Annotated in this window: 12 protein-coding genes; 7 read left to right on the top strand and 5 right to left on the bottom strand. The window is 40.6% G+C overall.

Annotated features, from left to right (window positions below; translation table 11 throughout):
- Nucleotides 1-86 precede the first annotated feature (86 nt).
- The 3 genes from Q0081_RS16760 to Q0081_RS16750 form a co-directional block, all read right to left on the bottom strand.
- Nucleotides 87-1280: a DAPG hydrolase family protein gene (locus Q0081_RS16760; RefSeq protein ID WP_298355553.1), complete on the bottom strand. Its 1194-nt coding sequence runs from the start codon at nt 1278-1280 to the stop codon at nt 87-89.
- 297 nt (nt 1281-1577) lie between these two features.
- Nucleotides 1578-2585 (bottom strand): hypothetical protein, encoded by a 1008-nt coding sequence (locus Q0081_RS16755; protein WP_298355550.1) that lies wholly within the window; start codon nt 2583-2585, stop codon nt 1578-1580.
- A gap of 341 nt (nt 2586-2926) precedes the next feature.
- A complete protein-coding gene (locus tag Q0081_RS16750) occupies nt 2927-5275 on the bottom strand; it encodes a TonB-dependent receptor (RefSeq protein ID WP_298355546.1) in 2349 nt (782 codons plus the stop codon).
- 336 nt (nt 5276-5611) lie between these two features.
- Here Q0081_RS16750 and Q0081_RS16745 point away from each other — a divergent pair, with 336 nt between their 5' ends.
- Entirely contained in the window at nt 5612-6241 is a 630-nt protein-coding gene (locus Q0081_RS16745) for a gluconate 2-dehydrogenase subunit 3 family protein (protein ID WP_298355543.1), read from the top strand.
- 53 nt (nt 6242-6294) lie between these two features.
- Nucleotides 6295-8010, top strand: a complete 1716-nt coding sequence (locus Q0081_RS16740; RefSeq protein ID WP_298355540.1) for a GMC oxidoreductase — start codon at nt 6295-6297, stop codon at nt 8008-8010.
- Between the two features lie 68 nt (nt 8011-8078).
- Here Q0081_RS16740 and Q0081_RS16735 read toward each other — a convergent pair whose 3' ends face one another.
- Nucleotides 8079-8558, bottom strand: a complete 480-nt coding sequence (locus Q0081_RS16735) for a hypothetical protein (protein WP_298355537.1) — start codon at nt 8556-8558, stop codon at nt 8079-8081.
- A 140-nt stretch (nt 8559-8698) separates the two neighbouring features.
- Between Q0081_RS16735 and Q0081_RS16730 the strand changes: the two genes are divergently transcribed.
- The 5 genes from Q0081_RS16730 to Q0081_RS16715 all read left to right on the top strand — a co-directional run bounded on the left by Q0081_RS16730 (nt 8699) and on the right by Q0081_RS16715 (nt 12536).
- Nucleotides 8699-10384 (top strand): GMC oxidoreductase, encoded by a 1686-nt coding sequence (locus Q0081_RS16730; RefSeq protein WP_298355535.1) that lies wholly within the window; start codon nt 8699-8701, stop codon nt 10382-10384.
- Nucleotides 10385-10505: 121 nt separating this feature from the next.
- Nucleotides 10506-10964, top strand: coding sequence for an N-6 DNA methylase (locus tag Q0081_RS16725; RefSeq protein WP_298355532.1), 459 nt, complete (start codon nt 10506-10508; stop codon nt 10962-10964).
- Nucleotides 10957-11148: an Eco57I restriction-modification methylase domain-containing protein gene (locus Q0081_RS31905; protein WP_409034074.1), complete on the top strand. Its 192-nt coding sequence runs from the start codon at nt 10957-10959 to the stop codon at nt 11146-11148. Before Q0081_RS16725 ends, Q0081_RS31905 begins: the two co-directional genes overlap by 8 nt.
- A 246-nt stretch (nt 11149-11394) precedes the next feature.
- Nucleotides 11395-11571 carry a hypothetical protein gene (locus Q0081_RS16720; protein WP_298355529.1) on the top strand — a complete coding sequence of 59 codons (177 nt, stop codon included), beginning with the start codon at nt 11395-11397 and terminating at the stop codon, nt 11569-11571.
- A complete protein-coding gene (locus tag Q0081_RS16715) occupies nt 11568-12536 on the top strand; it encodes a hypothetical protein (RefSeq protein ID WP_298355526.1) in 969 nt (322 codons plus the stop codon). The genes Q0081_RS16720 and Q0081_RS16715 overlap by 4 nt, the downstream gene beginning before the upstream one ends.
- Before the next feature lie 375 nt (nt 12537-12911).
- On the opposite strand, the gene Q0081_RS16710 is transcribed toward Q0081_RS16715, so the two are convergent.
- Nucleotides 12912-13250: hypothetical protein (locus Q0081_RS16710; RefSeq protein WP_298355524.1), on the bottom strand; the 339-nt coding region annotated here is incomplete at its 5' end.

Raw genomic sequence — 13250 nt, 5'->3', positions numbered from 1 at the left:
TTGATACTTGTAAGTTTGTCGTAGAGAGTCATTAGCGAGTTTTTGTTGCTTGGTCGCTACAAAATTCGACCTTTTGACTCTCTTTTTCAATAGGCCCCATCAAATGGTATAGCAGTATATAAATTGTGTTTAAATAGTTCCAACATCAATACACTTCCGCCAACACCTGGCCCTGTAGTGGCAGTCATTTCATTGGTGTTTACTTCAAATTGATTAAAATTTTTCATCATAATCAAAATACTATTGTCCCGCAAATGATTCGCACCAAAACTATGACCACCTGAGCAAACTGTCAGCTTTTTACCATGCGATTTGGCATATTTTATGGTTTCAATAATATCTTGTACCGACTTGGCTTCTACCACCTTAATTGGTCTTTTGCCTGGGTCTATTTTATTAAATAATGAACCCATGACCACAGTTTCAAAATCTTCATCCGTTCTTTCAATTATCCTTCCTTCTACGTTCAGTTTTTCGATGGTTTGGTTCATTTCAGCATACAATTTCGGTAAAAATGCTGCTAAATGAGTCATTTCTTCAGAGCAATGGATAACTATTTTGCGACCAAAATCTGCTGATAAAAGATTCATTTTTTGGATATACGAAGATGCCAAATTTGGCAAAATACCTTCTCTTCTAATATGAATGTATTTTCCACCCATCCAAAAGCGAGAACGCATCTCAGAACCGCCTTCTACTGCACGAACCTGATGTACTAAATAGCCATAGTCAATGGGGTATTTTGAGTGCCCTATTCTGGCACAGATATAAACTGCTTTTGAAGGGTCTTTAATGGCATCAAAAGAGAATCCAAACTCGGTAGGTTGTTTAAATTGAATAAGTCCCTCAACAAACTCATCTACAATATATTCTTCAATAACGGAATTTCTGCCAATGTAAGAAATATCGTCTTTGCCATCTTCCCAAACGGCACTTACGTGCGATTTTGGATGCCATAGTTTGTAGCGACTGTCTTGGCTACCGTGCCAACCAAACCACCAATCCCACATTTCGGGGGTTATACCGGGCATTGCTGTAACAATTGCTGCGTGAATTGAGCCGTCGGGTTCGTTGGTGTAACCTGTTTCCAAATCAGTGTAGCCTTCTTCTTCCAAATACCTGGCTTCGGAAAAAGTAGGCAAAGCACCTGCTGGAAAAGGGGTATTTTCTAAAGCATATTGCACTTGTGGGGCAAGTTCTACAATGGTTTCGTCGTAATATTTACCATACGATTTTTTAAAATCTTCGGGTGAGTAACCTACATTCTTTTTATTTGCCATCTTATTTTTTGTTTAAAAATTAATAGGGCAAAAGTAGAAAGTGGCTTTGAGTGGAACACTTGAACTAATTCAAGAAATGTTAGATGCGATGTTTTAATTTGCTTAACCATTCTGATTTAGTAAAAAATGCTATTACATATTCAAGAACAACTAAACAACTGCAGAATACTGAGTGGGGTAAAAATCAAAAAGCCCATGCAAAACTCGTCGCATGGGCTTTTATACGGAAGGGGGGTATTAACATTTTTCCGTTTCGGAATTGGCAATACAAATGTTCATCTGATTTGATAAGAGCTATCAGGCTTTACGACCAGTTTGGCTCTGAAAATAGACCACCTTGCGCGCCCGCATCACTTCGCCCAAAGGGCGATGCGCCATCAAAGCTCCCCAAGGGTCAAATGCGGCGGCTTCAATATCCGCCGCGAGTTTCACACCCTCGGCACTTTCTGTATCCTGCGTCGGTATGGTTAACACGCCAACTGTGACAAAAGGTGCCATATCTTCTGGCCATTCATTGGTCGCGTCTTCAATCGGTGTCCTTTGTTCATCTACAAAAAACTGCAATTGCAGCTCAAAGCGCAATGAACCTTTCGCCAAATGTGAAAGAAAGTCGCCTGACCAGCTTTCACGGGCGTTTGTATTCACATGGGTTCTTGCAGGCAACAGACGCACGCGAACGGCGTAAGATCCGCAAGCCAGCGGCGCTGCTGTGTAGAATCTCTCTGTCGCAAAACCCGTAAAGGGTACTTTCAACGCATCTGCCAGGCCTTTGAGTCTTCGGAAGCCACCAATCAAGCCATAAGCGGCATACAGATATTTAAACAAGGAGACGGGACCTCGCGCAGCGTTATGCACGAAACCGACAAAATCTTTACTATTAGCAAAACCAAAAGCGGATTTCTGAATCATTAAAAAGTCTTGACAATTTGTATCCCCTGAGCCTAAAGCACTCGGTCCATTTACGCCAAGTACCTTAATCGAAAAGCCACGAATATCGGGCTTGCGATCAGGCGCGGAATCCATGCCACCATTCGACAATCGAATCCAAGCATCGTAAGTGGCGGGAGTAGCAAACAAACCCTGTTTCGCGTATTCAGGCAGACCGTCCAGAACTTCAAAACGCCCGTGCAAACCCAGTTGAGCCTGACGATGCAGCTGTCGTCCCTTTCCGTACTTGGCATCTTTTATTTTTCTGATTTCATCAAACGCCAATAGATGCTCGGCATGAAGTTTCGCTTCGTTTGGAAGTAGCTGTTCTTTCCATTTCGTACTCGGTGCTGCGATTGTTTCATTTTTTAAAGTCATGACTTTCCACAATTATGTTTTTAATTAAATAATTTATATACCCTCCGACTCCTTTGAATTTCGAAGAATTTTTTCGTTTAAGTAGCCCCCTCTAAATCTCCCCCGATAGGGGAGACTTTATGTCGTTGATAATTAAAATGTTGCAGAAAAATAAATACTTGAAAATTTTTACTCGACTTCTTTAAGCTCTAAAGTAAGGTATATTTGAGAGCGTTTTTAATTTTTTTCTTATTTTTTCAGAAATATATGTCATCAAGAAGTACCAATTGTTGCAATAATAATACAAAAATCCCATGCAAAAACACGTCGCATGGGATTTTTTACTGAGGCGTTACAAAACCCTAAAACTGTAATTTATAAACTACATTCGGAAATAAACCCAGCTGATAAGTGGTTTGGATTGATTTGCTGCCGCTATTGTAGGACTGAGAAAACACATTTTTGTGATTGGTAATATTCTGAATATCCAGTGAAACGGTTTGCGATAATTTTCTTTTGGCACTGTTTATCGTGTAGCCCAGTTTCAAATCCATTCTAAAATAATTGTCATAAAAGGCTGAATAGGCATCGGTTGAAAGTACTTCTCGCCCTGCGGCATTTGAGGCTGTTAAATTGATGGGGGTATAAGCTCGTCCACCTGCATTGGTGTATTTGAAATCGATACTGAACTTGTTTCTGTTGCCTACGTTAAATTCTTTTCCGGCCAGCAAATTATAAACATACTTGCCATTAAAAGCCGTGTTTCTTTCCACACCATCGCTGCCGGTATATTTTGAATTATACAAAGAAGAGGTAAATAAGGCATAATACCCTTTGCTGAAAAACTTTTCAATGGTCAGCTCTACCCCATAATTTTTTCCGGTACCTGCATTGGTAAGATTATCTTCCAAATCTGTTTTAAAACTCGCTCCAGTATTCAGCATCGAATACGAACTTGAAAATGCATTGACTGGCACATCATATAGGTACTGATAATAAGCTTCGGCTTTTAAGCGCCAATCTTTAAAAGGTTGTAAGTCATAGCCTAACACAAAATGATGACTTTTGGTAAAATCTAAATTTTTGTTGTTGTACGAATACGAATTGTCGGCATTTTGGCTTTGTAAAAAATAAATATTGATGGGCTGCATTTGGGCATGAAGTCCACAACCAAAACTCAACGTACTGTTTGAGGTTAAATCATATTTCAAGCCCAAACGAGGTTCGAACGAAGTAGAATTGTTCAAGAAAAAGTACTGAGAATGCAGACCGGCATTCAAAGTTAATTTATCGCTGAAACTATACTTGGCGTGGGCATATACTTGGGCTAAGTTGGTGTAGCTGTCGTAATCCCAGATTTGTTTCCAAGTGGAAGTGATGTTTTGTTTGGTTCTGTAAAACAGGTTTAATCCTATCAATTCATCCCCAAGCCCGATTTTTATAAACAGTCTTGAATTGATTTTTGCGTTGTAGCTTGTCGAAAAATTATAGCCCGTTTTAGCTACATTATTTTCCTCTTTGGAATAATATTCGTTGGTAACACGGTCGCTGCCGTAATTTACTTGGTCGGTACTCGAATAATTCAGCCCAATTGTTGAACTCAAATAGGCGTTTTTGTTCAATTGTTTGAAATGATTTACCCCCACAATGCTGATTTTACTGCTCAAATCGTTGCCGTCTTTTCCACCGTACAATGAACCTGTGTTTCCACCGGCAATACCGATGCTGCTTGATGCCAAAATACCAAACATCGAAAATTTGCCCCATTTGGTGTTTCTGCTGTTCAGTTTAAAAGATAAATCCGAATAACTTGGTGTGGCGGTGGTGCCAATATCAACCCCAACCGCTTGGGCAACCCCAGCCAACGCATACCGATAACCCACCAAATACGATGAGCCTTTTTCCTTGCTGACGGGGCCTTCCGTTGTGGCTTCCAAACCTGTAATTACGCCTGCTTGCACAGTGGTTTCTCTTTTTTGTGAATTTCCGTTTCTAAAACCCAAATCAAAAACCCCCGAAATGGCATTGCCGTATTCGGCAGGCCAAGCCGAGGTAAAGAAATCGGAACTTTTCAAAAGATTGGTATTCAAGGCACTGACTGCCCCACCCGTTGTACCTACCGAAGCAAAATGATTAGGATTAGTTACGTTCATGCCGTCAATCCGCCACAAAACACCCACGGGCGAGTTGCCCCGAATCACAATGTCATTTCTGCTATCATCAGGGGCACTTACTCCTGCAAAATTCGCCGCCAAACGAGCAGGGTCGCTTCGGCCCCCGGCATAGCGGTTCACTTCTTCCATTGAAAAAGTACGGGCACTGATACTGGCCAATTTATTGACGGTATTGGCTTTATTTGAGGCTTTTACCACTACCTCATTCAGTAGCCTCAAATCTTCTTCCATCGTCACATCCAACACAACCTCTTTACCCGAGGTTACTGCCACGTTAGGTATCACTACCTCTTTGTATCCCACATACGATAGTTTGATTTCGTAGCGATTGGGCGATACACCTGTAAGGACAAACTGCCCATTAACATCGGTTTGAGTGCCGTTTTTTTCAGCATTATTCAGGATTTGAACTGTTGCACCGATAATGGGACTTTGAGATAGTTTATCGGTGATGCTTCCCCTGATATTTTGTTTGTTGTTTTGGGCAAAAGAGATGCTTGAAAAGCAGAATAAAGTGAACAAAAAGCGAAATTTCATTCTAAATACAAATTAGTTTGGTCATAAAACTAATTGTCATATTGATGGTCAAAAAGTGTGATACCGTTGAGTTGTTGAATTATGGGGTTAAGTTGTAAGAGAAAATAGTTGCACAGAGAAGCAGAAGATGGTTAAAATTATTGTGAGCATGGGAATGGGTGTCTTTTATGTAGTAATCAGCAAATCAAGTGGATGCGGAAAAAACTTGGTTTAAGTTTTGACTCAGGGTACAATCTTTTAAGAAAAAACCGTTTAGGATAAGTAAAAATTGGACAAAACCAGTGTATTTTTACACCTGCCCAATAAAAATAGGTATTTAACTAACCTGAAAAAAATATGAACCGCAGAGATGCATTATCCCGGGTGGCCCTGTTGATGGGTGGGACCCTTTCAGCGCCTACGTTGATGGCCTTTGGCGGAGAGGCGCATGTCTCTCAAGCCATGAGTGCTGATTTCAGTTTTAACGCTGCACAACGTGCATTGGTAGCTGAAGTAGCCGAACATATTATTCCCCGTACAACTACGCCCGGTGCCAAAGAAGCGGGGGTAGGGGCATTTATCGAACTGATGCTGAAAGACTGTTACAAGGCTCAGGAACAGCAAAATTTCTTGGATGGCTTAGCTGATTTGGACGAACGTGCCACCAAAACGCACAGCAAAAAATTTCTGGAGACTTCCCCAGCCGAGCAAGTTGCCCTCCTGAAAATGGTAGAAAAAGAAACCATCGAATTGATGAGAACCGCCAATGTGCAGCAAGTCAAAGTGGGTGATAACGTGGATAAAGAGGTCATTTCATCCAAAAAAATGAAGGGTACTCCTTTTTGGCGTTTGGCAAAAGAATTGACGTTGTTTGGGTACTTTACTTCCGAGCAAGGAGCAACCAAAGCCCTTGATTATGTGCCGATTCCAGGGCGTTACGATGGCTGTATTCCTTTGAAACCTGGACAAAAAGCATACGCGCTTTAGCCCCCAGCCCCAATGGGGAGTAATTATTTTTTACCTTACAATCAGCAAAAGAAATGTACTTAAATATAGATGCTCAAAAAGAAATGACCTACGATGCAATTGTCGTGGGGTCAGGAATTAGTGGCGGGTGGGCTGCCAAAGAATTGACGGAGAGAGGATTGCGGGTATTGTGTTTAGAACGCGGACGTGATATCAAACACATTGAAGGATACGAAACAGCAATGAAAGCTCCTTGGGAGTTGCCTCACCGCGGTCGTCCGGACAACATGGCTGCCGAAGAATATTGGGCGGGTATGCGTACCGGTTATACGGTCAATGAAGAACACCGCTACCTGTTTGAGAACGACAGCAAAAACCCGTACATTGAAACTCGTCCGTTTGACTGGATTCGGGCGTATCACACAGGCGGTCGCTCGCTGTTGTGGGGACGTCAGAGCTATCGTTTCAACGAAGAAGATTTTATGGCCAATGCCAAAGAGGGAATTGCGACCGATTGGCCAATTCGCTATAAGGACATCGCTCCCTGGTACGACTACGCGGAGCGTTTTGCCGGTATCAGCGGCTCTAAAGACGGTCTTTCTGTTTTGCCGGATGGTCAATTCCAACCTGCGATGGAACTCAACTGCCTCGAAAAGCACGTAAAATCGGAAATGATGCGGAAAATGGGCCGTACCCTTACCATTGGACGGGTCGCTCACTTGACCAAACCGCAGAGCATTCATACCGCGCTCGGACGCGCTGCTTGCCAATACCGCAACATGTGTATGCGCGGCTGTCCGTACGGTGCTTATTTCAGTACGCAGGCAGCTACGTTACCGGCGGCGATGAAAACCAAACGTTTGACGTTGGCCAACAATAAAATTGTGTCGGAAGTATTGTACGATGAGAAAAAAGGCCGCGCTACGGGCGTTCGTACCATTGACCAAAACACAATGGAGGTCAAAGATTATTTTGCCAAAATCATCTTCCTGAATGCGTCGGCGATTCCTTCGGCTTCTATTTTATTGAACTCTAAATCAAGCCGTTTTCCAAATGGTTTGGGAAATGACAGCGACCAAGTGGGCCGTAATATCATGGACCACCATTTGGGCGTAGGTGCTTCGGGTGAGTTTGAGGGATTCGAGGACCAATATTATTTCGGTCGTCGGGCCAATGGAGTTTACATCCCTCGCTATCGCAACTGGGGCAATGACAAACGAGACTATGTGCGTGGATTCGGCTATCAGGGAGGCGCAAGCCGCAGTGGCTGGGGTCGTGGTGTAGGAATGGAAGGTTTTGGTGCTTCTTTCAAGGAAGAAATGAGTCAAGTGGGTAAATGGAGTATGGGTATTGGCGGTTTTGGAGAAGTATTACCCAACGAAAAAAACCGTTTTACTCTACATCCAACCAAAAAAGACAAGTGGGGAATGCCAATTGTTGTGTTTGATGCTGCGTATGGCGAAAACGAGCGTAAGATGCGGGTAGATATGAGAAACGATGCCGCTGAAATGCTGGAAGCTGCCGGACTTAAAAACGTGCAAAGCTACGATGATACCAGCAAAAACCTGGGTATCGGTATCCACGAAATGGGTACGGCACGCATGGGTAAAGACCCTAAAACGTCGGTATTGAACAAAAATAACCAACTTCATACGGTTAAAAATGTCTTTATGACCGATGGGGCTTTTATGACTTCGGCGTCTTGCGTCAACCCATCGCTTACTTACATGGCGATGACGGCGCGTGCGTCTGCTTTTGCGGTAGCTGAATTGAAGAAAATGAATCTGTGATTTTTAGTAATCAAACATCAAAAAAGGCGACTATTTGGTCGCCTTTTTTGATAAAAAAATTCTTTAAACTATTTATGATCAATGCTTTCTAAGATTTTTAGGGCTTCTTTTTCAGCTTCGGCATCTTTATCGTCGAAGGTGAGAACAATAAAAAAGTTAGTGCGGCTATTCATATCAATTACGCCTGCGATCATCACACGGTCGCCATCTTTGAAACCTTCTACGTAATACCCCTCAAAATCTCCGTTTTTAAAGGATTCTTCTTCGTCAATCTCTTGGAGTTTTAGTTCTTTAGCGGCCGTTACGGTAGCTTCGTCCATGTCATCAATGGTAATCTTTTTTTGATTCCAGATGTACATGTACATTTCCATACCATCGCCTTCCAACTCAAATTCGTTGCTGGTGTTTTTTAAAATTTTGAAATCACGCGGAACGGTAATTTCAATGTTGTACTGTTCCCAGTAGTAAGTTTTGTCAATGGCCGTAGTAAAAGCCGATATTGAAACAATAAGTGCAAAGACAAGGAGGGTTTTTAGGGAAGCTCTCATAAGTAGTAGATTGTTAAAGTTGATTGGTTATTGGGAGATTGACTCAGAAATAATAAAGCCGTGAAAATAAGAATAGTGTTGAATTTTACATAACATTAAGCGTAAAAAGTAGTTTTTTGAATAAAAATTCTTGTAATAGTATGATTATTAGAAATACTATTTCCTACGATGCCATTGTAGTGGGCTCGGGAATCAGCGGTGGCTGGGCGGCAAAAGAGCTGACGGAACGAGGATTGAAAACATTAATGCTGGAGCGAGGCCGCGATGTGAAACACGTGGTGGATTACACCACCGCAATGAAAGACCCGTGGGATTTTCCGCACCGTGGTCGGATAAGTTTGACCAACCCCGAAGAAGATGCCGTACGAGTCAATAAACTGACCCTCAATGAACCCAATTATGAGTACGTAGAAGAAAGGTCGTTTCGGTGGGCAAGGGCTTACGGAGCTGGTGGACGCTCGCTTTTGTGGGGGCGACAAACGTACCGCTTAAACGAAGAAGATTTTTTGGCCAATGCCAAAGAAGGAATTGGCGTGGATTGGCCCATTCGTTACCAAGATTTAGCCCCTTGGTACAGTTATGTCGAAAAATTTGCGGGAATCAGCGGAAGAAAAGAAGGCTTGTCGGTATTGCCAGATGGAGAGTTTTTGCCTCCCCATGATTTCACCTGCGTGGAAAAACACTTCAAAAAGCAAATACAGGAAAAAATGGCGCGCCCCGTTACGATTGGACGCGTGGCACATTTGACCAAGCCAACTGCGGAACATACAGCGTTGGGCAGGGCGCAATGTCAGGCGCGAAACCGTTGTGAGCGTGGATGCCCATACGGTGCTTATTTCAGCACGCAGGCAGCTACGCTTCCGGCGGCTCGGCGAACCAACCGCCTTACTTTTTTGACCGATAAAATCGTTTCGGAAATTCTTTACGATAACGCCAAGGCGGGGCCAACCTTTGGTCGGGCAACGGGTGTCCGAGTCATTGACCGAAATACCAAAGAAGTGCAGGAGTTTTATGCCAAAATTATTTTCTTGAATGCGGGTTCAGTGGCTACTACGTCTATTCTGCTCAACTCCCAATCAAACCGTTTTCCGAATGGATTTGGCAATGACAGTGGGGAACTCGGCCACAACCTAATGGATCACCACTTGGGCGCTGGGGCCAATGCATCAGTAGAAGGGTTTGAAGACAGTTATTATTTGGGCCGTCGTCCCAACGGAATTTACATTCCCCGTTACCGAAATTGGGGCAATGATAAACGTGACTATCTTCGGGGATTTGGCTATCAGGGTTGGTCGGGACGAAGCGAATGGCATCGGGAAAACCATACGATTGACTTTGGGGCAGATTTTAAGCAAAGAATGAGCGAACCCGGGAGTTGGTGGATGGGAATGGGGGGATTTGGTGAAATCTTGCCGCGTCACGAAAACAGAATGTATCTGCACCCTACACAGTGTGATCAATGGGGATTACCCTTGGTGGTTTTTGACGCTGCTATTACTGAAAATGAACACAAAATGCGTTTGGACATGGCCAATGATGCCGCAGAAATGATGGAAGCGGCCGGTTTTAAAAACGTAAACAGTTACAATAATAAGTTTTCGATGGGTGGCGCTGTCCACGAAATGGGTACGGCGCGCATGGGAAAAGACCCCAAAACGTCGGTATTAAATAAGTGGAATCAAGTCCACGCCTGTAAAAATGTCTTTGTCACCGATGGAGCGGCCATGACATCCTCTTCCTGCGTCAATCCATCATTGACGTACATGGCGCTCACGGCACGAGCGGTAGCCTTTGCGGTAGGAGAAGTGAAGAAAAAGAATTTGTAGTGCATCAACGATGTTTTTGGTTTAAAGTAAGTGTATATCAATTCTTTTATTTTGCGGTTTACATTTTGACAGGAGATAAATATTGTTTATTTTTGTTACTTATAGTCAACAATTTAGTGCAATGATAAAAAAAGCAGTATTGAACGAACTTATTAAATCTTATGACTTGGTAGGTCTTGAACAACATTTGATTTACGCTTATCTCTTGAATCACCAACTTGATTATTTGAGAAGCCCGATTTTGGCAACTTATTTCGATAATTTTCTCCAAAATCCCGCCTTGTTTTTTGATACATCATCTTTAGAAATTGAGACTATCAAAGAGCTTGAAAATTATTTAGAGTTGATAATCCCGTCTTCCGATAGAAAACTGAATGGGGCTTTTTTTACCCCTGATTATATTATTGATTTTATTATCAATGAGGTAAAACCTCAATCCAACGATAAAAATCTTGACCCAAGCTGTGGTTGTGGGGCATTTTTAGTAGGAGTGACTGATTATTACAAGCGAACTTTTAATAAAATCTATTCGAAGCATTATTCAAGAAAATATCTTTGGTTCGGATATTCTGGTGTATAATATCCGTCGGACAAAGCTTATTTTGGCTATTTATGCTTTGCAACATGACGAAATATTAGAAGAAAGCGACTTTAATTTATTCCATCAGGATAGCTTAAAAGCCACTTGGAAATTAAGTTTTGATACTATTGTAGGCAACCCACCTTACGTTAAATTTCAAGATCTTTCGGATTATTTCAAATAGAGTACGAATAAAAAAAGAGAAATATAGAGAAAATAAAATAGTTTTATCCGCATCTATTTGGAATTTGTATTTGGTTGCTTAACATACTAATATGTTGATTATCAATATTTAACAAGTCTATTGTTTGGGCGTTCCTCTATCGGGTCGGGCTTTCCGTTCCAATCTTTTTGTTCGTTTCTCACAAAAAAGATTGGAACGGAAAGCCCTAACGCAAAAACCAAATTACAACATAAAATTTGTAGCAAAATGAAAACTATTCAACTTTCTGATAAAGATTTAGAACAGCTAAAAGGTCTTATAGACTTATTCAAAGAAATTGACGGTGATGAAGATAAATCATTGGAACTCGAAGATTTTTATTCTTTTGCTGAAATAGGAAGAGCAATTAATTGTATTTTAGAACCAATTTTAACAAAGCAATGATTAGATTATTTTCATCAAACAATAGAAAATTTCTCAAATCAGTTCAAAAATCAGAAGCAGAACTCAATCGTTTCTTATCAGAAAATTGGAATGACTTCTTTCCACAATATAAATTCATAAAGAATGAATTTACACTCGACGGATACGTCAGAAGCAAAGGAACTTCAGGCAGAATAGATATTTTAGCTTTTAATCCTAAAGCAAAGAAATTTGTTGTTGTTGAGTTAAAAAAGGATTTCGACAAAAATATCAGAAATCAAGCCAGCGACTATAAAGATTTCATAGAAGATAATTTTGCTGAAATTTATCTTTTATCAAACCAAAAATATAATGTTGATTTACCAAAGTTCAATGAAATATCAAAAGAAAATATTGAACTTATTTTGATTGCAAAAGATTTTAGTCATTTAGATATTGAGAAAGCAAAAAAAAGTAAAGACGAAATAACTTTAATACGCTATATGTGGTTTGAAGACGAATTACTCTTGATAGACTATTTGAATAATGATCCACTTGAATTGATTGAAAAAGAGAACACTGAAAAAATCAAAAAGATAAAAGCCATAATTGAAAATAAACCAGTAAATGATTATATTACAGAGATTGATATGTTCTTCCATAAAAAAGATGAAGCAAAAAGATTGTATCTGATTTTTTATGAGTTGCTTAAAAGTATTTCAACTGTTGAAATTGAGGCACAACAAACCAAAGTAAAAGTTTCTGTTAATCAGCAAACTTTTTCAGTTATAGGTTTTAGCGGAACAGGTCCAAGAAAAGCCTTCTTACAAATCAATACTAATATTGACGAAGTTGTCGCACTTGAAAACTTAGATATTGATGATAGGGTAAGACCAAATGCAAAGAAGAAAGGTAGTTTAGGTGTCGAGAGATATGAGGTATATTTAAAAAACCAGAATGAGATTTACAGTTTTTTTGAAGTAATTAAATCAAAAATGAAAGTTTAATGCTTCGGCAAAAGTTCTTTCGTAAAGCGTATCAAAGTTTTTAGCGGAACTACTTAGCTGACTGAAGATATTGATAGACAAGGCTTTTTCTGTAAAATCAAGACCGAATTTATCTTCTTGCCCGTATAAAATTCCTTCAAAGTTTAGCTTTTCTTTTTCACTTTTACGTTGTTCGTTCGGAACAGTACAAATATCTTGTTTTTTTCTTAAAGAAACCCGACAACGAAAGTTGACCGTGAGATTGGTCTAAAGACGGATTAAGACATTCAGGATTAACGCCATTTCGGATTAGTTCAGCTTTTACAACTTCGTATAACAATTTTATCGGTTTCTAACTTCTGATAAGGTTGTTTTTGACTTCAGTTCCCGACTTTTTTATTGTTGTTTCAATAGACTTCTTAATTTCGTTGTTGCTGTAATATTTAGTGTTCTTGATGCTGCTTTTGCTAAGTTGAGAGCCTCTGCTCTCAAAGTTGATAAGGCATAACGGCCTTTTTCTGACCATGCAATGGGTTTATTTTTTTGCCGATAGGCCACAATCATGTCCACGCCTTTTTCTGCTCTGCCCGAACCAATTGTTTTCTCTACCTCTTTTTGTTTTTTGTAATTGATGATTTCCGTTTGATGTTTTCTTAAATATTCTATCAATTCTTCTTGTTTGAGTGTGTTTTTTACGGTCATTGTTTGAATATATCCAATCGCATCGTCGGTTTT

It is taken from the genome of Runella sp. (assembly GCF_027484545.1).
Lineage (GTDB): Bacteria > Bacteroidota > Bacteroidia > Cytophagales > Spirosomataceae > Runella.
The sequence above is the reverse complement of the archived record's forward strand: the minus strand, read 5'-3'. Positions and strand labels throughout refer to the sequence as shown.